The sequence below is a fragment of the Microbacterium sp. 05N427 genome (assembly GCF_056397105.1).
This window is the reverse complement of sequence record NZ_JBFTMT010000012.1, coordinates 91,296-112,576: the sequence shown is the minus strand read 5'-3', so window position 1 is coordinate 112,576 and position 21,281 is coordinate 91,296. Positions and strand designations below refer to the sequence as shown.

General features: G+C 69.6%; 20 protein-coding genes and 2 pseudogenes. 18 read left to right on the top strand and 4 right to left on the bottom strand.

The annotated features are described in order from the left end of the window. Positions 1-43 precede the first annotated feature (43 nt). The 3 genes and pseudogenes from AC1DG4_RS13660 to AC1DG4_RS13650 form a co-directional block, all read left to right on the top strand. A pseudogene (locus AC1DG4_RS13660) lies at positions 44-904 on the top strand (ATP-binding protein); the annotation flags it as partial. Further along, the gene (gene dprA, locus AC1DG4_RS13655; RefSeq protein ID WP_477379130.1) at positions 901-2,160 is read left to right on the top strand and encodes a DNA-processing protein DprA; all 1,260 of its coding nucleotides are present in this window, start codon (positions 901-903) and stop codon (positions 2,158-2,160) included. The pseudogene AC1DG4_RS13660 and the gene dprA, both read left to right, overlap by 4 nt. A gap of 61 nt (positions 2,161-2,221) precedes the next feature. Then, complete coding sequence (locus AC1DG4_RS13650) at positions 2,222-3,124, top strand: tyrosine recombinase (protein WP_477379132.1); 903 nt, start codon at positions 2,222-2,224, stop codon at positions 3,122-3,124. 45 nt (positions 3,125-3,169) lie between these two features. On the opposite strand, the gene AC1DG4_RS13645 is transcribed toward AC1DG4_RS13650, so the two are convergent. After that, positions 3,170-3,811, bottom strand: a complete 642-nt coding sequence (locus AC1DG4_RS13645; RefSeq protein WP_477379134.1) for a peptidoglycan DD-metalloendopeptidase family protein — start codon at positions 3,809-3,811, stop codon at positions 3,170-3,172. Between the two features lie 284 nt (positions 3,812-4,095). Between AC1DG4_RS13645 and rpsB the strand changes: the two genes are divergently transcribed. The 9 genes from rpsB (at position 4,096) to AC1DG4_RS13600 (ending at position 10,942) form a co-directional block, all read left to right on the top strand. Beyond that, positions 4,096-5,067, top strand: coding sequence for a 30S ribosomal protein S2 (gene rpsB, locus AC1DG4_RS13640; RefSeq protein ID WP_477379136.1), 972 nt, complete (start codon positions 4,096-4,098; stop codon positions 5,065-5,067). Positions 5,068-5,146: 79 nt separating this feature from the next. Next, positions 5,147-5,974 carry a translation elongation factor Ts gene (gene tsf / locus AC1DG4_RS13635; protein ID WP_477379138.1) on the top strand — a complete coding sequence of 276 codons (828 nt, stop codon included), beginning with the start codon at positions 5,147-5,149 and terminating at the stop codon, positions 5,972-5,974. 141 nt (positions 5,975-6,115) lie between these two features. Beyond that, a complete protein-coding gene (gene pyrH / locus AC1DG4_RS13630) occupies positions 6,116-6,832 on the top strand; it encodes a UMP kinase (protein WP_045273203.1) in 717 nt (238 codons plus the stop codon). A 102-nt stretch (positions 6,833-6,934) separates the two neighbouring features. Then, the gene (gene frr / locus AC1DG4_RS13625; RefSeq protein WP_309337356.1) at positions 6,935-7,489 is read left to right on the top strand and encodes a ribosome recycling factor; all 555 of its coding nucleotides are present in this window, start codon (positions 6,935-6,937) and stop codon (positions 7,487-7,489) included. A gap of 8 nt (positions 7,490-7,497) precedes the next feature. Next, positions 7,498-8,562 carry a phosphatidate cytidylyltransferase gene (locus AC1DG4_RS13620; protein ID WP_477379141.1) on the top strand — a complete coding sequence of 355 codons (1,065 nt, stop codon included), beginning with the start codon at positions 7,498-7,500 and terminating at the stop codon, positions 8,560-8,562. Beyond that, complete coding sequence (locus tag AC1DG4_RS13615; protein ID WP_477379143.1) at positions 8,559-9,140, top strand: DivIVA domain-containing protein; 582 nt, start codon at positions 8,559-8,561, stop codon at positions 9,138-9,140. Before AC1DG4_RS13620 ends, AC1DG4_RS13615 begins: the two co-directional genes overlap by 4 nt. 105 nt (positions 9,141-9,245) lie before the next feature. Next, a complete protein-coding gene (locus AC1DG4_RS13610; RefSeq protein WP_477379145.1) occupies positions 9,246-9,929 on the top strand; it encodes an aggregation-promoting factor C-terminal-like domain-containing protein in 684 nt (227 codons plus the stop codon). A gap of 13 nt (positions 9,930-9,942) precedes the next feature. Further along, positions 9,943-10,227, top strand: coding sequence for a hypothetical protein (locus AC1DG4_RS13605; RefSeq protein WP_477379147.1), 285 nt, complete (start codon positions 9,943-9,945; stop codon positions 10,225-10,227). A 1-nt stretch (position 10,228) separates the two neighbouring features. Then, complete coding sequence (locus tag AC1DG4_RS13600) at positions 10,229-10,942, top strand: alpha/beta hydrolase (RefSeq protein ID WP_477379149.1); 714 nt, start codon at positions 10,229-10,231, stop codon at positions 10,940-10,942. Here the strand turns inward: AC1DG4_RS13600 and AC1DG4_RS13595 are convergent. Beyond that, complete coding sequence (locus tag AC1DG4_RS13595) at positions 10,939-12,003, bottom strand: AI-2E family transporter (protein ID WP_477421286.1); 1,065 nt, start codon at positions 12,001-12,003, stop codon at positions 10,939-10,941. The genes AC1DG4_RS13600 and AC1DG4_RS13595 overlap by 4 nt on opposite strands. A 187-nt stretch (positions 12,004-12,190) precedes the next feature. Here AC1DG4_RS13595 and AC1DG4_RS13590 point away from each other — a divergent pair, with 187 nt between their 5' ends. Further along, positions 12,191-14,098 (top strand): DUF8094 domain-containing protein, encoded by a 1,908-nt coding sequence (locus tag AC1DG4_RS13590; RefSeq protein WP_477421285.1) that lies wholly within the window; start codon positions 12,191-12,193, stop codon positions 14,096-14,098. After that, on the top strand, positions 14,095-15,039 hold the full coding sequence (locus AC1DG4_RS13585) for a tetratricopeptide repeat protein (RefSeq protein WP_477379155.1): 945 nt from the start codon (positions 14,095-14,097) through the stop codon (positions 15,037-15,039). Before AC1DG4_RS13590 ends, AC1DG4_RS13585 begins: the two co-directional genes overlap by 4 nt. Positions 15,040-15,060: 21 nt before the next feature. On the opposite strand, the gene AC1DG4_RS13580 is transcribed toward AC1DG4_RS13585, so the two are convergent. Next, entirely contained in the window at positions 15,061-15,630 is a 570-nt protein-coding gene (locus AC1DG4_RS13580) for a P-loop NTPase family protein (RefSeq protein ID WP_477379157.1), read from the bottom strand. Here AC1DG4_RS13580 and AC1DG4_RS13575 point away from each other — a divergent pair. Beyond that, a pseudogene (locus tag AC1DG4_RS13575) lies at positions 15,511-16,242 on the top strand (DsbA family oxidoreductase); the annotation flags it as partial. The gene AC1DG4_RS13580 and the pseudogene AC1DG4_RS13575 sit on opposite strands and share 120 nt — an antisense overlap. A 60-nt stretch (positions 16,243-16,302) precedes the next feature. Here the strand turns inward: AC1DG4_RS13575 and AC1DG4_RS13570 are convergent. Continuing rightward, a complete protein-coding gene (locus tag AC1DG4_RS13570; RefSeq protein ID WP_477379161.1) occupies positions 16,303-16,794 on the bottom strand; it encodes a glutathione peroxidase in 492 nt (163 codons plus the stop codon). Between the two features lie 60 nt (positions 16,795-16,854). On the opposite strand from AC1DG4_RS13570, the gene dusB reads away from it, so the two are divergent. From dusB to dnaG, 3 genes are read left to right on the top strand one after another with little or no spacing between them, the layout of a single operon-like run. Continuing rightward, on the top strand, positions 16,855-18,009 hold the full coding sequence (gene dusB / locus AC1DG4_RS13565; RefSeq protein ID WP_477379163.1) for a tRNA dihydrouridine synthase DusB: 1,155 nt from the start codon (positions 16,855-16,857) through the stop codon (positions 18,007-18,009). Further along, complete coding sequence (locus AC1DG4_RS13560; protein WP_477379165.1) at positions 17,999-19,384, top strand: deoxyguanosinetriphosphate triphosphohydrolase; 1,386 nt, start codon at positions 17,999-18,001, stop codon at positions 19,382-19,384. Before dusB ends, AC1DG4_RS13560 begins: the two co-directional genes overlap by 11 nt. Next, a complete protein-coding gene (gene dnaG, locus AC1DG4_RS13555) occupies positions 19,384-21,273 on the top strand; it encodes a DNA primase (protein WP_477379167.1) in 1,890 nt (629 codons plus the stop codon). The genes AC1DG4_RS13560 and dnaG overlap by 1 nt, the downstream gene beginning before the upstream one ends. Positions 21,274-21,281: the final 8 nt, after the last annotated feature.

Here is a 21,281-nt window from a genome sequence, read left to right as displayed (position 1 = left end):
CTGTGCAACAGAAATCAGACGGCAAAGTCTGCAGTCAACATGTCCGGGAGCCGGCAAGACCATGCTGGCGCGCAGGCTCGCCGGCATCCTCCCCGACCTGGACGAGGAACTCGCACTCGAGGCCGCATCGATCCGCTCGCTGATGGGGGAGAGCGTCACCCGGCTGGACCGTCGCCCGCCCTTCGTGGCTCCGCACCACAGCGCGTCGATCGCAGCGCTGATCGGCGGTGGATCCCGGGCGGCTCGTCCCGGGGCGATCGCCCGGGCGCACGGCGGGTTGCTCTTCGTCGATGAGGCGGCCGAGGCGCCGGGCGGCGTCCTGGATGCGCTCCGACAGCCCCTCGAGGCCGGCATGATCGAGATCCATCGCGCGCAGTTCACGACACGCTTCCCCGCGCGGTTCCAACTGGTGCTGGCCACGAATCCGTGTCCGTGCGGGGCATTCGGCGTGGTGGGCGAGGAATGCATCTGCCCGCCCTCCGCGATCCGGCGCTACGCGGCGCGGCTGTCCGGACCGATCAGGGACCGGCTCGACATCGAGGTGCGGGTCGCTCGTGTGTCCGCCGTTCAGGTCACGGCGCAGGAGCGGGGCACGCTCTCGACGGCCGACGCACGCGGGCAGGTCGAGGCCGCCCGCGAGCGAGCGGCGCGGCGATGGAGGGGGACGCCGTGGCGGCTCAACGCGCACGTGCCAGGCACCTGGCTGCGCCAGGGCGACTTCCGGCTTCCGACCGAGGCGCGGGCGCCGCTGGACCGAGCGTTGCAGCGCGGCGCCCTCACCCTGCGCGGATACGACAGGGTTCTGCGTCTGGCGTGGTCCGTGGCCGATCTGGCGGGTGCGGACGCGCCCGAGCTCGCGCACGTGGGCCGTGCGCTGTTCCTGAAGAAGGGGATGACGGCATGAACGCAACGGAAGACGCGGGGGCACGGTCGAACACCGCGACCCCCGCGCAACGCACGCCGGGCGTCGCGGAGATGAAGTCGATGCTGCGTAATCTGCGCGAAGACGCCCGCTTCGTTGCGGCGGTCGCCCGACTCCGTCCCGATGCGGAAGAGCCCCACGTGCGGGACGGGCTGATCTGGAGTCTCATCACCGAGCCCGGCGACGGCGTCGCGGGAGCCCTCGTCGGGGCGCTCGGCGCGACGGAAGCTCTGAAGGTGGTGGCCGGCGGGCATGGCGGGTCACGGGAGCCGGCGGACGACGAACGCCCGGCGGCGGGTGCGCTGCGGGAGGGGCGACGCCGATGGGCGCCCCGGTTCGATCCGGAACCGCATCTGGGCGGCCTGCGAGCAGCGGTGCGTATGGGCGTGAGGCTCCTGCTCCCCTCGGATCCGGAATGGCCTGCGTCTGTGGCCGACCTCGGCGCGCACGCGCCGCTCGCGCTCTGGCTGCGTGGCGACGCGGCGGTGCTGGCCGCAGCCGGCGTCGCGCTCGTCGGCGCGCGGGCCTCCTCCAGCTACGGGGAGCACGTGGCGGGGGAGTTCGCGGGCGAGCTCGCCGCGGAGGGGCGCGTGATCGTCTCGGGAGGCGCGTACGGAATCGACGGCACCGCGCACCGGGCTGCGCTGGGCGCGGGCGGGGTGACGGCGGCCGTGCTCGCCGGCGGCGTGGATCGGCCGTATCCGAGCGGGCACGCGCAGCTGTTCCAGCGGATCGGGGCGAGCGGCGCGCTGGTGAGCGAGGTCGCCTGTGGTGTCGCACCGACCAAGTGGAGGTTCCTGGCTCGCAATCGGCTGATCAGTGCGCTCTCCGCAGCGACGATCGTCATCGAGGCGGGGCAGCGCAGCGGATCGCTGAACACCGCGGGGCACGCGGCCTCGCTCGGCAGGCCGCTCGGAGCCGTGCCGGGACCGATCACCTCGACCGCGTCGGCGGGATGTCATCGGCTGCTGCGCGACTACGACGCGCGCTGCATCACGTCGGTCGCCGACGTGCGGGAGCTGCTCGGAGGCGCACCGAACGCAGCGACGAGCACCTCGGAGGATCCGGACATGGTGCGCCTGGCTGATGCCCTGAATGTGCGCACGGCGCGCAGCAGCACTGAGCTGGCGCAGCGCAGCGGGCTGGGCATCGATCGGGTCGAGGCGCTCCTCGGCATCCTGGAGCTGGATGGCAGTGCGGTCCGTGCGGAGCGCGGATGGCGCAGTGTCCTGCACTGAGTCGGCACCCCGCCCGCGCGTGCTCCTGTCACTGTGGCGCGGGGGAGAGCATGCTGGAGCCATGCGCGTATCCGAGGCCGCCGCGGCGTTCACGGCGCACCTCGCCCAGGTGCGCAGGCTGTCCCCGGCGACGGTGCGTGCATACCGCTCCGACCTGGCCGATCTCGCCGCCTCCACGGCAGATGCGGAACTCGTGGAGGTCGACCTCGAGGCGCTGCGGGACTGGCTGTGGCGGGCCACGCAGCGCGGCGATGCGCGCTCGACTCTGGCTCGTCGGACGGCGGCGGTGCGCTCGTTCTTCTCGTGGGCCGCCGAGACCGGGCTCGTCACTCTCGATCCCGCGCTGCGTCTCGTGACCCCCAAACGCGGGCGGACGCTGCCGGCGGTCGCCTCAGCCGATGCGATGCGCGTACTGCTGGACGAGGCGCGCGACGGCGCGTTGGACGGAGATCCGATCCGGTTGCGCGACAGCGCGATCCTGGAGCTGCTTTACGGATCCGGCATGCGCGTCTCCGAGCTGTGCGGACTCGCCGTCGACGATCTCGATCTCGACCGGGGCACCGCGCGCGTGCTCGGAAAGGGCGACAAGGAGCGAGTCGTGCCGTTCGGAGCACCGGCACGCGATGCGGTGGCATCGTATCTGCGCCGAGCGCGTCCCGTGCTCGTGGCCCGTGCGGAGCGGCCAGGACCGGCACTCTTCCGCGGAGCCAGAGGGGGAACGCTCGGACCACGCACGGTCTATGAACTGGTCGCCCACGTGCTGGCGCCCGTCATCGGCGCAGAGACTGTGGGCCCGCACGCTCTGCGCCACTCCGCCGCCACGCATCTGCTCGACGGCGGGGCTGATCTGCGCGCGGTGCAGGAGATCCTCGGCCACGCGAGCCTCGGGACCACCCAGATCTATACCCACGTCTCTGCGGAGCGGCTCACCGCGAGCTACCGGCTCGCCCATCCGCGAGCGTGAGGGCGGCGCTGTACGAGCTCGGGGGCGCGTCCGCGAGCGAATCGGTCAGCATGCGGCGGGGCCGCAGGGGAGCAGCACTGCTCGTGGCACGCCGCCGAACAGCAGCATCGGATTGATGTAGTCGCCGTTCCATCGCACGCCGATGTGCAGCGCACCCGCCGGCGTGTGGCCGCCGGACGACACGGTCGCCAGCACATCGCCCCGACGCACCGAAGTGCCGGCGCTCAGCTCTGACTGCACGGGCTCGAGCGTGGTGACGAGGCCGCGGCCGTGATCGATCGTCAGGAGCGGCCGGTCGGCGACCACACCGCGGAAGGCGACCGCCCCGGAGGCCGGCGCCCGCACCGCTCCGGCCGCCGCGACGTCCATCCCGCGGTGGCCGGGCCCGTAGTCGTGTGCGGGAGCACGGAACGGCGCGATCACCGTGCGTACTCCCTCGACCGGCCACTGCCAGTCGCCGTCCGGCAGCGAGCCGGGGTCGCCAGCTGGGTCAGGCATGCGTGCGGCGCTCACCTCGAGAGCAGCCCGGCTCGGGACGGCGAGGGGCCTCGCCATCGCGACGGGTGCCGCAGCCGTGAGGATCACCGGCACCAGCCCGCCCAGCAGCCCGGCCGCGACCACGACTGAGATGGCAGAGGGACGGAATGCGCGGGCAGGTGCGACGGGGCGACGAGGGGAGCGGGGCATCCCCTGATCCTGCGCCGGTCGTCCTGCGCGCGGAGGGACGTTCGCGCAATCGGTGGGGAGCGCGCATCACGACTCGATTGTGCGGACGGACCGCGCACGATCCGGGCAACGACCCTGATATGCTTGCAGGGCATCCCGTACGTCGGGGTGACTACGCGTGCCCACAGCGTTCAACGTGGCGAACACTCCACAGGTCTCTCGGAAGAGAGCGGAGTGCGCGCCGGGCACCAGGATCGCCGATCACCCGATCGGCAGCACAACCTCAACCAACAAGGAGTACGACCATGGCCGTCGTCACCATCCGCCAGCTGCTCGACAGCGGCGTTCACTTCGGACACCAGACCCGTCGGTGGAACCCGAAGGTGAAGCGCTTCATCCTCACGGAGCGCAGCGGGATCCACATCATCGACCTGCAGCAGTCGCTGGGCTACATCGACAAGGCCTACGACTTCGTCAAGGAGACCGTCGCGCACGGCGGCACCATCCTCTTCGTGGGCACCAAGAAGCAGGCGCAGGAGATCCTTGCAGAGCAGGCGACCCGCGTCGGCCAGCCCTTCGTGAACCAGCGCTGGCTCGGTGGCCTCCTCACCAACTTCACCACGATCTCCAAGCGCCTCGCGCGCATGAAGGAGCTCGAGGAGCTCGACTACGAGACCCCGGCCAACAGCGGCTTCACCAAGAAGGAACTGCTGCTCAAGAAGCGTGAGCTCGACAAGCTGCACAAGTCGCTGGGCGGTATCCGCAACCTGACCAAGACCCCGTCTGCTCTGTGGGTCGTCGACGCCAAGCGCGAGCACCTCGCCATCGACGAGGCCAAGAAGCTCGGCATCCCGGTGATCGGCATCCTCGACACCAACGCGGACCCGGATGACTTCCAGTACCCGATCCCCGGCAACGACGACGCGATCCGCTCCGTCTCGCTGCTGACCCGCATCATCGCCGACGCCGCGGCCGAGGGCCTGCAGCTCAAGCACAACCCCGAGGCCGGCGACGCCGAGCCGCTCGCCGAGTGGGAGCAGGAGCTGCTCGAGGGCACCGAGGCGCAGACCGCTGCGACCGAGTCCGCCGCGGACGAGGCCGGCGCTGCCGCGCACGACGAGACGATCGCCGCTGCCGCCGACGAGACGGTGGCCGAGGTCGCCGACGCCGAGTCGACCGACGCTGAGTCGACCGACGCTGAGTCGACCGACGCTGAGTCTGTCGACGCCGAGGTCGCTGTCGCCGAGTCGACCGACGCCGAGTCCGCCGACAAGTAATCGCCGGTCTGTCAGCCGGCGGAAGCCGGCTGACCCGCAACCCACCACGCACACATACGAAGCAAGGAGCCACCACAACATGGCCAACTTCACCATCGCCGACATCAAGGCGCTGCGTGAGCAGCTCGGCACGGGAATGGTCGACACCAAGAAGGCGCTCGAGGAGGCTGACGGCAACGTCGAGAAGGCCGTCGAGATTCTCCGCCTGAAGGGTGCGAAGGGCAACGCCAAGCGCGCGGACCGTTCCACCAGCGAGGGCCTCGTCGTCGCCCGCGAGCAGGACGGCGCCGTGACGCTCGTCGAGCTCGCCTGCGAGACGGACTTCGTCGCGAAGAACGACCGCTTCATCGCGCTGGCCGACAAGGTCGCCGACGCCGTGGCCGCCATCAAGGCGGACTCCGTCGAGGCAGCCCTCGCGGCCGACGCCGGCGGCCAGACCGTCGAGCAGCTGATCTCGGACGAGGCGGCGATCATCGGCGAGAAGGTCGAGCTGCGTCGCGTCGTGACCATCTCCGGTGACAAGACCGAGGTGTACCTGCACCGCACGAGCAAGGACCTCCCGCCGCAGATCGGCGTCGTCGTCGCCTACACGGGTGACGACGCGGAGACTGCTCGCAGCATCGCTCAGCACATCTCGTTCGCGAACCCCTCCTACCTCACCCGTGAGGACGTCCCGTCTGCGGACGTGGAGAAGGAGCGCGAGATCGTCACCGAGATCTCCCGCAACGAGGGCAAGCCCGAGGCGGCGCTGCCGAAGATCGTCGAAGGTCGCGTGACCGCGTTCTTCAAGCAGGTCGCCCTGCTCGAGCAGGACTACGCCAAGGACAACAAGCTGTCCGTGGGCCAGGTCGCGAAGGACGCCGGTCTGAACGTGACCGGCTTCGCCCGCTTCAAGGTCGGCGCGTAACGTCATCGAAGGGGTTCGGATCCACCAGGATCCGAACCCCTTCGTCATGCCCCCGGGTTCGGATGCGTCGCACGGCGCATCTCCCGCGTTCCTCCGTGCTCGCGCACGGTAGTTTGTTCCACGGATGAGAGGAAGCACTCCATGACCGAACGACAGGGTCGACGTCGCGTCGTCCTCAAGCTCTCCGGTGAGGCCTTCGGCGGCGGCCAGCTCGGGGTCAACCCCGACATCGTCAGCCAGATCGCCCGGGAGATCGCGGCAGCCACCGACCGCGTCGAGATCGCGGTCGTCGTCGGCGGCGGCAACTTCTTCCGCGGCGCGGAGCTGAGCCAGCGCGGCATGGACCGCTCACGCGCCGACTACATGGGCATGCTCGGCACCGTCATGAACGCGCTCGCGCTGCAGGATTTCCTGGAGCAGGCGGGCGCCTCGCCGCGCGTGCAGTCCGCGATCGCGATGACCCAGGTGGCCGAGCCTTACCTGCCGCTCCGCGCGGAGCGGCACATGGAGAAGAGTCGCGTCGTGATCTTCGGCGCCGGTGCGGGCCTGCCGTATTTCTCCACCGACACGGTCGCCGCGCAGCGCGCACTGGAGATCGGAGCCGACGAGGTCCTGGTGGCCAAGAACGGCGTGGACGCGATCTACACCGCGGATCCCAAGAAGGACGCCTCGGCGGAGCGGATCGAGGAGATCACGTTCCAGGACGCGCTGGTACGCGGTCTCAAGGTCGTCGACTCGACGGCGTTCAGCCTGTGCATGGACAACGGCATGGACATGCGCGTGTTCGGCATGGAGCCGGCGGGGAACATCACCCGCGCACTGCTGGGCGAGCCGATCGGAACCCGCGTCATCGCCTGAACGCATCGGATCCCCGGACCGCGCCGCAGGGCGTCTGGCCGGGGATCCGCGCTTCCTCCCCGATAGACTGGGGGCGCTACCCCCTGACGAATAGGAGCCACCGTGATCGCGGATGTCCTCGCCGACACCACCTCCCGCATGCAGCGCGCCGTCGAGGCCGCCAAGGAGGACTTCAGCACGGTGCGCACCGGCCGTGCCAACCCGCAGATGTTCCAGAAGGTCCTGGTGGACTACTACGGCACGCCGACTCCGCTGGCGCAGCTCGCCTCGCTCGCCAACCCCGAGGCGCGTTCGCTGATCATCACGCCGTATGACAAGTCGGCTCTCAAGGCCATCGAGCAGGCGGTCCGCGACATGCCGAACCTGGGCGCGAACCCGACGAACGACGGCAACATCGTGCGCGTCACGATGCCCGAGCTCACGGCCGACCGTCGCAAGGAGTACGTCAAGCTCGTGAAGAGCAAGGGCGAGGACGCGAAGGTGCACGTCCGCGGCATCCGTCGCAAGGCGAAGGATGAGCTGGACGGCCTGAAGAGCGATCTCGGCGAAGACGAGATCGCTCGCGGCGAGAAGGAGCTCGATGCCCTCACGCGCCAGCACGTCGACCTCATCGACGAGGCTGTCAAGCGCAAAGAGGCCGAGCTGCTCGAGGTCTGAGACCGTCCATGAGCACTCCGTCCGACGGCGACGACGCGTCGAGGATCCCCCCGCGACCGCCGCTTCCGCTGCCTGCCGGCGATGTTCCGCCGGTGTCCGCCGGCGAGAATCCGCCCCCACGCACCGGCGATCTGCAGGCGCAGTTCCGGGCGAAGCGCGCGGAACTCGAGACGCACGTCTCGCACGCCCGTGATCAGCTCGATCAGGCGAACGAGCGCATCAAGGAGCGCACAGGGCGTGACCTCCTGGTCGCCACCGGCGTCGGCCTGCTGATCGGCGGGGTGATCCTCGCCTCACTGCTGTTCGCGAAGTGGTCCTTCGTGGTGATCGGCCTCGCCATCGTCCTGCTCGCGGTCTGGGAGCTCGTGCTCGCGCTGCGCAGCGGCGGGCGCAAGGTCGACCTGTGGCCGCAGCTCGTCCTCGGCGCCCTGCTCGCGGCCGGCGGCTACTTCGCGGATCCCTGGCTGACCTGGGTGATGCTGTTCGTCGCCGTTTTCGGCGTCGTCGTCTGGCGCCTCGTCTCGCAGATGGTCGCGAAGGACGGACGCACCTACGGCGACGTGCTGACGGACGTGATGGCCGGCGGCTTCATCCAGGCGTATGTGCCGTTCCTCGGAGCCCTCATCCTGATGCTCCTGCGCCAGCCGCGCGGAGAGTGGTGGGTGCTCTCGCTCATCGTCGTCGTTGTCGTCGCCGATACCTGCGCTTATGCCTCCGGGCTGCTGTTCGGACGTGGTGGACGCCATCCGATGGCGCCTCGGGTGAGCCCCAAGAAGACCTGGGAGGGTTTCGCCGGCGCCGTACTCGGTTCCCTCGTCGCCGGCGCCCTCGTCGGCGTCTATCTCCTGGGCGTGCCGTGGTGGGCTGGACTCATCGTCGGCGCCGGTCTGGTCGCCTCCGCGACGATCGGCGACCTGGCGGAATCGCTGCTCAAGCGCGATCTGGGCATCAAGGACATGAGCTCCTGGCTTCCCGGCCACGGCGGACTGCTGGACCGGCTCGACAGCATGCTCCCGTCCGCCGTCGTGGCCCTCGCTCTGTACTTCCTCCTCACCCCTCTGGCGGCAGCATGACCGATTCCGCACGTTCCGGCAGCGCCGTGTCCGGCGCCGCAGCGAGTTTCCCCGTGGTCCCTCGACGCGAGAGGGGCTATCAGCGCGCCGCCGTCGACACGTTCCTGGCGCGCGCACGCGGCGCGTTCGAGGACGATGTGGACGGAGTCGGCTCCGCAGACATCCGCGCGGCTTCGTTCCCGCTGGTGCGCGGCGGCTATGACATCGCGGCCGTGGACGCCGCGCTGGCCAGGGTCGAGGAAGCGTTCGCGCAGCGCGAGCGCGCTCTCGTCGTCTCGACCGACGGCGCCTCCGCATGGGTCGGCAGGGCGCGCACGGATGCGCAGGTGATCCTGGATCATCTCAGTCGCCCCCAGGGCAGGAAATTCGCGCGGACCGGTCTCCTCACCTTCGGCTATCGGATCGACGAGGTGGATCACGTCGCCAAGCGGATCGTGCGCTTCCTCCGCGACGGCGATGCGCTGACGGCGGAACAGGTGCGTCAGACCGCATTCCGGATGCAGCGTCGTGGCTACCGCGAGGAGCAGGTCGACGCACTACTGGATGCGACGATCGACGTGCTGCTCGCGATCCGTTGAGCCGGCTGAATGGCGGCGCGGAGCGCATCGCGGCGATTCTCATGGCGAATTCAGCTTCGGCTGGCTAAACTCGGAGCCATTGTGACTCCCGATAACGATTCGATTGTGGCGCGCTCCCGAACCGCCGCGCAGAACGACGCAGCCACAGCATCCCGCCTGAACGTGAAACCGCACCCCGGTCGGCGTGCGAGTTCTGCGGTGCTGGCCGGGCTCGCCGTGGTGGGATTCTCGGTCGCGATCGTGGCGCCCGCAGGGTTGGCCATGTCCGCCTCGGAGCCGGCCCACGCCTCGGTGACCACGGCATACTCGCTGGCGACGCGCGACGCGCAGAACATCACGGTCTCCGTGCACGGCGCGACGCCGACGGCGCAGACGCGCGACGCGTTCGACGTCTACGTCACGCCGAAGCCGACCCCGACGCCGGAGCCGGTCGTCGCGTCCAGCGACTCCTCATCGTCGTCCTCCTCGTCCTCGTCGTCGGGCGATGCCGGGCCGATGTTCTACAGCGGCGGCGGCGCGCCGGCCGAGTGGATGGCTGCAGCCGGTATCGCCTCGAGCGACTGGGGTTACGTCGACTACATCGTGAGCCGCGAGAGCGGCTGGAACCCGAACGCCACCAACAGCGGATCCGGCGCGTGCGGCCTGGTGCAGGCGCTTCCTTGCAGCAAGGTGCCCGGCAACGGCTACGACCCCGTCGACAACTTGCGCTGGGGCAACGGCTACGCCGTGGGACGGTATGGCAGCTGGGGCGCCGCGGTGGCGTTCTGGTCGGCCAACAACTGGTGGTGAGCGGCGCTCGCCCATGCCACGCCCGCACCGACGACGTCAAGAGCGCCCGCGCGATGATTCGCTCGACCGGCTGATCGCCGGATGGAAGCGCACCGAGATGCGTGGAGGCACCGAGTGGTACGTCCAGCCTCTGACGGCGGCTCAGGCGCAGAAGGAATACACCTGCCCGGGGTGCCGCGCAGTGATCCCCGCCCATACGGCGCATCTGGTGGTCTGGCGTGCCGACGGCGTGCTGGGCGATGCGGCTGACCTGGCGGCGCGTCGGCACTGGCACAACGGCTGCTGGAAGAAGAACTGAGGTGGAGATCCGCGGACCCCGCGCGCTGCCTGCACGGCGCGAGGACATCGAGCTGCGCACCGGCGACGGTCTCCGCCTGGTCGGGGAACTCGCTCTGCCCGAGGCCTGCGCCCCCGTGGCGACCCTCGTCACGCTGCACCCGCTGCCCACCGCCGGCGGTTTCATGGACTCGCACATCCTGCGCAAAGCGGCGGCACGGCTGCCCGCGCTGGCAGACCTCGCCGTACTGCGCTTCAACACCCGCGGCACGAGTTCGCCTCGGGGCGTGAGCGAGGGCGTGTTCGACGGCGGAACGGCGGAACAACACGACGTGGCCGCCGCGATGGCGTTCGTGCGGGAGCGCGATCTACCCCGGCCGTGGCTGGTGGGCTGGTCGTTCGGCACCGAGCTCGCGCTCAAGTACGGCCGTGAGCACGAGATCGAAGGCGTGATCCTGCTCTCGCCGCCGTTGCACCGCGCGACCGCCGACGAGGTCGCGGCCTGGGCTCATGAGGACCGGCGCGTGGTGGTGCTCGTGCCCGAGCTCGACGATTATCTGCGACCGGCCGAGGCCGTGGAGCGCTTCGCCGCGATTCCGCACGCCGAACTCGTCGCCGTGGACGGTGGAAGGCACCTCTGGGTGGGGGAAAGCCAGACCCGCCGCGTGATGGACGAGATCGTCGCCGCCATCAACCCTTCCGCGCTTCCTCTTGCGCGGGAGTGGCCGGCGGGCTAGCGCTCGTTCATCCGCGGGATCAGCACCTGGCGGTAGATGATCAGGATGCTGGCCGCGACCGGGATGGCGATGAGCGCTCCGAGCAGCCCCAGCAGTGCTCCGCCCGAAAGCGCGGCGATCACGACCACGGCACCGGGCACCGCGACCGCGCGGTTCATCACGCGCGGCGAGATGACGTAGGCCTCGATCTGCATATACACGAGGTAGTAGACCGCCGCGATGAGCCAGGCCCACGGAGGAGAGCCGAGCCCGGGGATCAGGCACAGCAGCACGATGAGCGTCGAGCCGGTCAGCGTGCCGACGAGCGGGATCAGGGAGAAGAAGAACGCGATCACGGCGAGCACGATCGGGAACGGGGCCCGGATGATCGACAGGAAGATGAAGCTCAGCACGCCGTTGATCACGCCCATCGCGACCTGGCCTATGACGTAGTGGCCCACCGAGGCGGTGATCTGCTCGGCGAGATCGATGAAACGGTCGCGCTTGGAGGCGGGCACGACCTGGTACACGGCGCCCTTGAGCGAGGGGATCGCTGAGGTGAAGTAGATGGTGAGGATCAGCACGATGAAGGTCCCGCTGATCCCTGCGAACAGGGCGCCTCCGACCACGATCACGCCCTGCCCGATCGAGCTGCTGATGTCGCCGAGGTTCTTGTTCAGCCAGTCGTTGATGTAGCCGAAGACGGTGTCGACGTCCAGGTTGGGGAGCAGGCTCTCCAGCCAGTGCTTGAAGTCGGCCATGGCCGTGCCGCTGTTGACGATCACGGTGATCTGCTGGACGAGCTGGGAGATCTGGTTCACCAGGATCGGGATCACCATCAGCACGATGCCCRCGAAGACCCCGAGCACCACGACGATCGTGATCAGCACCGCCGCCCACCGGGGGAGGCGGCGACGGGTCAACCAGCTCACCATCGGATCCAGGCCGAGGCTCAGGAACAGCGCGGTGCCGACGTAGAGCAGGATCGTGGACAGGGACTGCACGCTCTGGATGAGCATGATGCCCAGGCCCACGCCGAGCGTCGCCACCAGCGCGGTGCGGAACGGATTGTGCAGCTTCATGAGATCCTTCTAACTCGGTCCCTCAGCCTAACCGGCAGAGTTCGCGGAGCCTTGGCGCATCGCGGCCGAGGTCCCGGCTGAGCGAGTGGAGGGACCTCTCGTGGCATCCATACAGGTCGTTTCGCTAGTCTGAAACGTCGAGCGGAGATCCCGGGCGCCTACCCGCGGATCGCGGAGGAGATTTTTCGTGCGTTTTGTATGGGCTGTTCTAGCCTTCGTGCTGGCGGCCGTCCTGATTGGGACGGGTATCGCGCAGCGGACCATCTTCCTCGGCCCCCGGGATGTGACGGCCGAGCTCTCGGTGAAGGCCCCGCAGGCCTTCACCATGATCGATTCCGCCGTGCTCCGCGCTCACCCCGGCGAGCAGACGCTCGTCGCACACGGCGACGGCACGATCTTCGTGGCTCAGGCCCGCACGGCTGATCTCGAGGCCTGGCTGAGTGACACGAGCTACAACCGGATCACCCTCGCCAAGGACGGCACCACGACCACGGCGAAGCTGATCGAGCCGACCGCGAAGAGCGAGGACGGCAAGGACACGCAGCGCGACCCGGCAGGATCCGACCTCTGGCTCGACAGCTTCAGCGACAAGAACTCCCTGGTCGACCGCATGCAGGTGCCGGAAGGCGTGAGCGTGCTGCTCGCGTCCGATGGCAAGGCCGAGGCGCCGTCCGACGTCGCGCTGAAGTGGCCGCTCGACACGGCGACGCCGTGGGCGGGGCCGCTCATGGTCGCCGGCGGGGCCTTCCTCCTGCTCGGGCTGGTGCTGTACGTGCTCGCGATCCGGCACTCGCGCAGGGGCCGCGGCCCGCGCCGCAAGGCGCCGCCGCCCCTCCCGGTGACCGAGCCCATCGACGTGGCGGATCGTGCCGCCATCGATTCCGCTCCTGAAGCCGCTGCCGCTCCTGAGGTCTCGCCCACGCCTGATGCCACGGGTTCGYGTGCTCAGCCTGAGGCCGATCCCGCGGCGAACCAGGACGGCGCCGTGCGGGAACGCCGTGCCGTCGCGCCGAAGCGTCGGCGCGCCCTGCTGCTGATCCCCGCTGTAGGCGTCACCGCCGCGCTGCTCAGCGGCTGCACGCCCGACATCTGGCCGCACACCGCCGCGTCGCCCACTCCGACGCCGACCGAGACCCAGGCCGTCGAGGCGGGGCAGCAGGCCCCCGCGGTCTCCGAGGCGCAGGCCGCCCGGATCCTGGAGAGTATCTCCGGCACGCTCGCCGACGCCGACAAGAACCTCGACGCGGCGAAGGCGGAGACCCGATTGGAGGGTTCGGCGCTCGAAGCGCGCAAGACGGCGTACGCCGTGCACAAGAGTGTCGCGGACTTCGCGCTGCCGGCGACGATCCCGGCCGACAAGGTCAAGATCCTCGTGCCGCAGGCATATGACTCGTGGCCGCGCACCGTGCTGATGCTCGTGGAGCACGGCAGCAACGACAAGGTCGCGCCGCTGATCATGACGATGACGCAGCCCGATCCGTGGTCGAACTACAAGATCTCCCACGTCGCCGAGATGCAGGCGTCCGCGAAGCTGCCCAACATGGCCCCCGCATGGCTGGGCGCCAAGCTCACCCCGCCCGACTCCCCGTTCCTCGTGGTCGCGCCGGACGAGCTGGGCTCGGAGTTCGCGAACGTGATCGATAAGGGGGACAAGAGCGAGTTCTACGACAAGTTCGACAAATCGGCGCTCGCGTTCGCCAAGTCCGTGCAGGACAGCCGGGCGACCGTGCTGCAGGCGTTGAAGGACAAGAGCGCTGACACGACGTCGAGCCTCTCCTTCGCCGCATCGGTCGGCGCCGGGACGCCCGTCTCGATGTCGAGTATCGACAGCGGTGCGATCGTCGCCGTCACGGTCGACGACTCGCAGACGATCAAGCCGACGAGCGCCGACGCTTCGATCAAGAACGTCGATACGAACGGGACGGTCGTGAACGCTCCCGCGAAGGCGCTCACCGGTGTCGACGAGTCGAAGACGGGCTTCGTCTCGGTGTACGGGATGCAGCTCTTCTTCGCCGTGCCCGCGCAGGGATCCGATGCGAAGATCACGCTGCTGGCCGCGTCCCAGCAGCTCCAGAATGTGACGGAGATCAAATGACCGAGCTGTCCGCCGCCGCCCTTCGCGGCGCCGTCGACCTTTCCTCGCTGCGTAACCGCCCTGCGGCACCGGCGCCGGATGCCCCCGCCCAGTCGCCTGCGGACGGCACGACCATCCCGCTGGTCGTCGATGTCACCGACGCCACGTTCGGGCAGGTGCTCGAGCTTTCGCAGAGTGTTCCGGTCGTGGTCGACCTGTGGGCCGAGTGGTGTGGGCCGTGCAAGCAGCTCAGCCCGGTGCTCGAGAAGGTCGTGACCGAGCTCGCGGGCCGCCTGGTGCTCGCGAAGGTCGACGTGGACGCCAATCCTCAGCTCGCCCAGGGCTTCCGCGCACAGTCGATCCCCATGGTCGTCGCCCTCGTGGCCGGTCAGCCGGTGCCGCTGTTCACCGGTGCGGTGCCCGAGGAGCAGGTGCGCGAGGTGTTCGCCCAGCTGCTCCAGCTCGCGGCCCAGCAGGGTGTCACGGGCACGATCCCGGTCGGTGATGGCGCAGAGCAGGGCGAGCCCGCAGAGCCGGTCGAGCAGCCGCTCCCGCCGCTGCACCAGGCGGCCTTCGACGCGATCGAGCGCGGCGATCTCGCTGCGGCGATCGAGGCGTACGAGAAGGCCCTGGCCGAGAACCCCCGCGACGAGGAGGCCCGCTCGGGCCTCGGGCAGGTCCGGCTGCTGTTCCGCACGCAGGATCTCGATCTGAACGAGGCACGTGCCGCGGCCGCTGCGGCGCCGACGGACATCGCGGCGCAGTTCGCCGTGGCCGATCTCGACGTCGCGGGCGGTCACGTCGATGACGCATTCGGCCGCCTCCTCGACCTGTTCTCCGCTGTCCCCGCCGATGAGCAGGGTCGCGTGCGCGAGCGCCTTGTGGAGCTGTTCGGTCTGATCGGCGATGCGGATGCCCGGGTCGTCACGGCGCGCAAGCGCCTCGCCGCTCTGCTCTTCTGAGTCACGTCCGGCGCCTGCGCGTCAGGACGAGTGGGGCAGTGCGCGCAGCCAGCGTTCCGTCTCGTGCGGATGCGTGAACCGCAGGACCGGGAGAAGCGGATGCTCGACGGCGATCTCCGGCATGCGCTCGGTCCACTTGTGCAGGGTCGTGGTCTGCCAGCGCAGGATGTTCTCCTCGGGGCCGTGGCGGAGCATGGCCCACAACGGCTTCTCGCGGTTGCCGTTCCAGAGCTCGCTGCGCAGAACGCTCCGGGAGATCGTCCGCCGCAGCAACCGCGCCCGCACGACGCGATACGGGTAGTCCAGCCAGATCGCCAGATCGGCGCGAGGGACCAGGATCGGATCGGTGCCCTTGCCGGAGTACTGCCACTCGGTCACCCAGCGCTCGGCGTCGGCGAAGGCGCGGACGTCGTCCAGGAACGAGGGACGCGGGGTCCAGCCTGGACCGTGGAACAGCGCGTCCAGCTCGATATGAGGGAGGCCCCGGATCGCACTCAGCCGCCGCGCGAGGGTGGTCTTCCCGCTCCCTGTCACGCCCGCGATGAGGATCCGCTGCGGTGCGGACGGCACAGTCGCGGGCTCGGCGGGCATCGGATGAGGCTAGCATCCGGAATATCCCCGAAGAACATGCGGTTGAATCGAGGTGTGAGTGAACCCATCTCGATCGACATCTGGTCCGACATCGCCTGCCCCTGGTGCTACATCGGCAAGCGCAATCTCGAGGCGGGGCTCGCCGCCACCGCCGAGGACGACGACGCGCCGCAGGTGACGATCACGTTCCACTCCTTCGAGCTCTCACCGGACACCCCTGTCGACTTCGAAGGAGATGAGGCCGACTTCCTCGCGGGCCACAAGGGCATGCCGCGCGCGCAGGTGGAGCAGATGCTCGATCGCGTGACGGGCGTCGCGAAGGAGGCAGGACTCGAGTACCGCTTCGACCTGCTGCAGCACACGAACACGGTCAAGGCCCATGAGCTGCTGCACCACGCCAAGGCCGAGGGCCGCCAGCACGACATGGAGGAGCGGCTCATGTCCGCGTACTTCATCGAGGGACGTCACGTCGGACGCGTCGACGACCTGGCCGACCTCGCCGCCGAGGTCGGGCTCGATCGGGAGGCTGCTCTCGAGGCGCTCCGTTCCGAGCGGCACCTCGCCGACGTGCGCGCGGATCAGGCGCAGGCCCAGGCCTACGGGATCCAGGGTGTGCCCTTCTTCGTGATCGACGGTCAGTACGGCGTCAGCGGCGCGCAGCCCCGGGACCGCTCAGTCGAGGGCGTTCTCGATGGCGGAGACGATCTCCGGATCGTCCGGCACCTGGCGCGGACGGAAGCGCTGCACGGATCCATCGGGCGCGACGAGGAACTTCTCGAAGTTCCACTCCACGCGTCCGGACTTGCCGTGACCGTCCTCGGCCTGCTTGAGGGTCTTGTAGAGATCCGCCGCGCTGCGTCCGTTGACCTTGACCTTGTCGTTGATCGGGAACGAGATCCCGTAGGTCGTGGAGCAGAACTCGAGGATCTGGTCCACCGATCCGGGTTCCTGACCGAAGAACTGGTTGCAGGGGAAGCCGACGACGGTGAGGCCGCGTTCGCCGAATCGGCGCTGCAGTTCCTCGAGCTGCTCGTACTGCGGAGTCAGTCCGCATTTCGACGCGACGTTGACGACGAGTACGGGGCCCGTGCCGTAGTCGTCCAGCGTGCGGGTGGCGCCTTCTGCATCGGTGAACGGGATCTTGCGCAGGGGAGTATCCGACATATCCCCAAGCCTAGGAGCGACGGGGATCGAAGGCTCGGAATCTGGGACAATGGACAGGATATGACTCTCGCCCCCGCTTCCGTCCGGCCCCTGCAGATCGGCCCGCTCCGTATCGACGTCCCCGTCGTGCTCGCGCCGATGGCGGGCATCACCAACACGGCCTTCCGCCGGCTCTGCCGCGAGTACGGCGCCGGCCTGTATGTCAGTGAGATGATCACGTCGCGGGCGCTCGTGGAGCGCAACGCGATCACCATGCGTCTCATCCAGCACCACGAGAGCGAGACGCCGCGATCGATCCAGCTCTACGGCGTGGATCCGCAGACCATCGCCGAGGCGGTGCGGATCATCGTCGCGGAGGATCGCGCGGATCACATCGACCTCAACTTCGGCTGCCCCGTGCCCAAGGTCACCCGCAAGGGGGGCGGCGCCGCGCTGCCGTGGAAGATCGGCCTGTTCGCCGACATCGTCGATCGCGCCGTCAAGGCCGCCGGCGACGTGCCGCTCACCGTGAAGATGCGCAAGGGCATCAACAAGGATCACCTCACGTTCCTCGATGCGGGGCGTGCTGCGGAGGATGCCGGGGCGGCCGCGGTCGCGCTGCACGCGCGGACGGCGGGGGAGTACTACTCCGGACACGCGGACTGGTCGGCGATCGGCGAACTCAAGCAGGCGGTGACCTCGATCCCGGTCCTGGGCAACGGCGACATCTGGAGCGCCGATGACGCCGTGCGGATGATGGCGGAGACGGGCTGCGACGGCGTTGTGGTGGGCCGTGGCTGTCTCGGCCGGCCCTGGCTCTTCGGCGAGCTCGCCGGGGCGTTCGGCGACGAGAACGCGGTGCAGGTCGACGCGACCCTGGGCTTCGTGAAGGACGCGTTCCGCCGGCACGCGGAACTCCTCGTCGAGTTCTTCGAGGACGAGGACCGCGGCTGCAAGGACGTCCGCAAGCACGTGGCGTGGTACTTCAAGGGCTACCCGGTCGGCGGAGAGACCAGGGCGGCGCTCGCCCGCGTCTCGACACTGCAGGAGATGGACGACATCCTGGGCACGCTCGGCGACGCCCCGTACCCCGGTGCGCCGGCCGAGGGGCAGCGGGGGCGCGCGGGCACACCGAAGCGCACTGCGCTGCCGGACGGTTGGCTGGACTCTCGCGAGGTCGCCTCCGAGGTCACCGACATGATGCGCGGCGCCGAGGTCGAGAACAGTGGCGGCTGAGGCCGTCGTGCCCGTCGACGGCTACGACGCGCACGATGCCGCCCGCTTCTTCGCCGAGACGCACCGCTCCGAACGGGACGACTTCGCCCGCGACCGCGCCCGGGTGCTGCACTCGGCGGGGCTGCGCCGTCTCGCCGCGAAGACGCAGGTGCTCAGCCCCGCGAGCACGGCGGACTTCGCCCGTAACCGGCTTACGCACTCGCTCGAGGTGGCGCAGGTCGGGCGCGAGCTCGCGGTCGCCCTCGGGGTCTCCGCCGATGTCGTCGACACCGCGTGCCTCAGCCACGATCTGGGGCACCCTCCGTTCGGTCACAACGGAGAGCGCGCGCTCAACGATTGGGCCGAGGACATCGGCGGCTTCGAGGGCAACGCGCAGTCGCTGCGGATCCTGACCCGCCTCGAGGCGAAGGTGCTCGACGACCAGGACCGCTCCGTCGGGCTCAACCTCACGCGGGCAAGCCTGGACGCGACGTGCAAGTACCCCTGGACGGTCGACAGCCCGCTGCCCGACCCCGGCGGCCGGCTCAAGTTCGGTGTGTACCCCGACGACGAGGATGTCTTCCGCTGGATGCGCGAGGGCGCTCCTGGTCGCCTGCGCTGCATCGAGGCCGAGATCATGGATCTCTCCGACGACATCGCCTACTCGGTGCACGACTTCGAGGATGCGATCGTCAACGGCTACCTGGACGTGGCGCAGCTGGCGGATCCGGCAGAACACCATGCACTCGTCGGCCGTGTGCAGCAGTGGGTGGGCTACGACTTCACCCGAGAAGATCTCGCCGATGCTCTGTACCGGCTCACCCGGCAGCCGATGTGGCTGCCCTCCTTCGACCGTTCTCGCCGCGATCTCGCCCGCCTGAAGAACCTCACGAGCGACATGATCGGCCGCTTCGCGCGCGCCGCCGTCTCAGCGACCCGGGAGGCCTACCCCGGCGCGAACCTCGCCCGGTACAACGCGCACGTGGTGGTGCCGAAGGTCATCGAGGCCGAGATCGCGGTGCTCAAGGGGATCATGGGGCAGGCGATCGTCACGATCGACGCCCGCCGCGGGGTGTATAAGGAGCAGCGGCGGGTGCTCAAGCGCCTGGCCGATGCGCTGTGGTCCACCGACGCGTTGTGGACGGCCGGAGCTGACGTGCTCGAGCCGGCCTTCGCCGCAGACTTCCACGCGGCCGGATCCGACGCCGAGCGCGCCAGAGTGGTCGTCGACCAGGTCGCCAGCCTCACGGACCAGACCGCGGTGGACTGGCACAATCGCCTGGTGGGGGACATCGACCCGGCCGAGGTCGGCATCTGGTCGCCCCGGCACGCAAGGCCCCGTGCGGCGCACGCGCCGCGAGCCGTGCTCGCAGACGTCGAACACGGCGGGCGCTGATGCCGCGGATCTTGCAGGCGGACGTCGACGAGGTCAAGTCGCGCACCAACATCGCCGACATCGTGGGGGAGCGCGTCTCGCTGAAGTCCGCGGGCGTGGGGTCGATGAAGGGCCTGTGCCCGTTCCACGACGAGAAGAGCCCCAGCTTCCACGTGCGCCCGCAGGTCGGCTACTACCACTGCTTCGGATGCGGCGCGTCGGGCGACGTCTACTCGTTCCTGCGGGAGATGGACCATGTGAGCTTCACCGAGGCCGTGGAGCGTCTCGCAGGGCGCGTCGGCTACACCCTGCACTACGAGGATGGCGGGCCCGCGCCCGAGACGAGCGGGCGCAGCCGTCTCTACGCCGCGAACACCGCCGCGGCAGAGTTCTTCCGCGGCCAGCTGCTGAGCCCCGAGGCAGAGTCGGCGCGCGCCTTCCTCGGCCAGCGCGGGTTCGACGCGGGAGCCGCCGCGCACTTCGGGGTGGGATATGCCCCGCGCGGCTGGGACGGGATGCTCAAGGCACTGAGCGCGCAGGGATTCACCCGCGACGAGCTCACCGCTGCGGGACTCGTGTCGGCCGGGCAGCGCGGCGTCTACGACCGGTTCCGAGGGCGCGTGGTGTGGCCGATCCGCGACGTGACCGGCCAGACCGTCGGGTTCGGGGCGCGCAAGCTCTACGACGACGATCAGGGCCCGAAGTACCTGAACACTCCCGAGACGCCGATCTACAAGAAGGCGCAGGTGCTCTACGGCCTGGATCTGGCCAAGCGCGACATCTCTCGCGGCGAGCCCAAGCGCGTGGTCGTGGTCGAGGGCTACACCGACGTGATGGCCTGCCACCTCGCCGGCGTGACCACCGCCATCGCGACCTGCGGCACCGCGTTCGGCGCCGAGCACATCAAGCTTCTGCGCCGGGTCATGGGTGATGACTCGGCTGCGGGTGAGGTCGTGTTCACGTTCGACGGCGATGAGGCGGGCCAGAAGGCCGCGCTCCGGGCCTTCGCGGAGGACGATCGGTTCAATGCGCAGACCTTCGTCGCGGTGGCGCCGGACGGCCTGGATCCCTGCGATCTGCGCCTGCAGCGCGGCGACCAGGCCGTGCGCGCGCTCATGTCGGCCAAGGTACCGATGTTCGAGTTCGTGATCGACCGCAAGATCGCCACGTTCGACCTGAGTACCGCGGAGGGGCGGGTCGGTGCGCTGCGCGCTGCGGCGCCGATCGTCGCGGAGATCCGCGACGCTCTGCTGCGCCCCGAGTACGAGCGGATCCTCGCCCGCCGTCTCGGCATGGATCCCACCGACGTGCACGCCGAGGTGCGCCGCCACGAGCGCCGTCGCCGTCAGGGCGACTCCGGCGCTCAGGAATCACGCACGGCCTCTCCGGTTTCCGGCGCGCGTCCCGGTGCGCCCGACGCGCCACCCTCCGTGCCGGTTCCCGTAGTGACGCTCCTCACGCTTCCGCGGACGGGGGACGCGCTGCTCGAGCGCGACGCGCTCATGGGGGCGCTGCAGTACGGCCATCAGCTGGATGCCGAGCTGCTTCAGCGGGCGATGTCCGCTGAGTTCTCCGTTCCCGCACTGGACGCGGTGCGGGAGGCGATCGCGCAGATCTCCGACCGGCAGCGTCCCGGGTGGGCGCTCCACGCCGTCGACGCCGTGCGGGAGCCGTACCGCGGCCTGGGCGGAGAACTGCTCATGGCGGCGTTCCCCGCGCGGGACGAGCAGGGCGCCAGGGCGTCCGCGACGGACCTCTGCCGACGACTCATCGCGCGTGGCCTGGAGCGGGAGAAGCATGAGCTGCTGGGAGCCATCCAGCGGCTGCCGGCGGATTCCGACGGCGCTCGTTCGATCGCGCGCCGCATCGTCGAGATCGATGCCGAGCGGCAGCGCTTCATCGAGTACTGAGGCCCGCC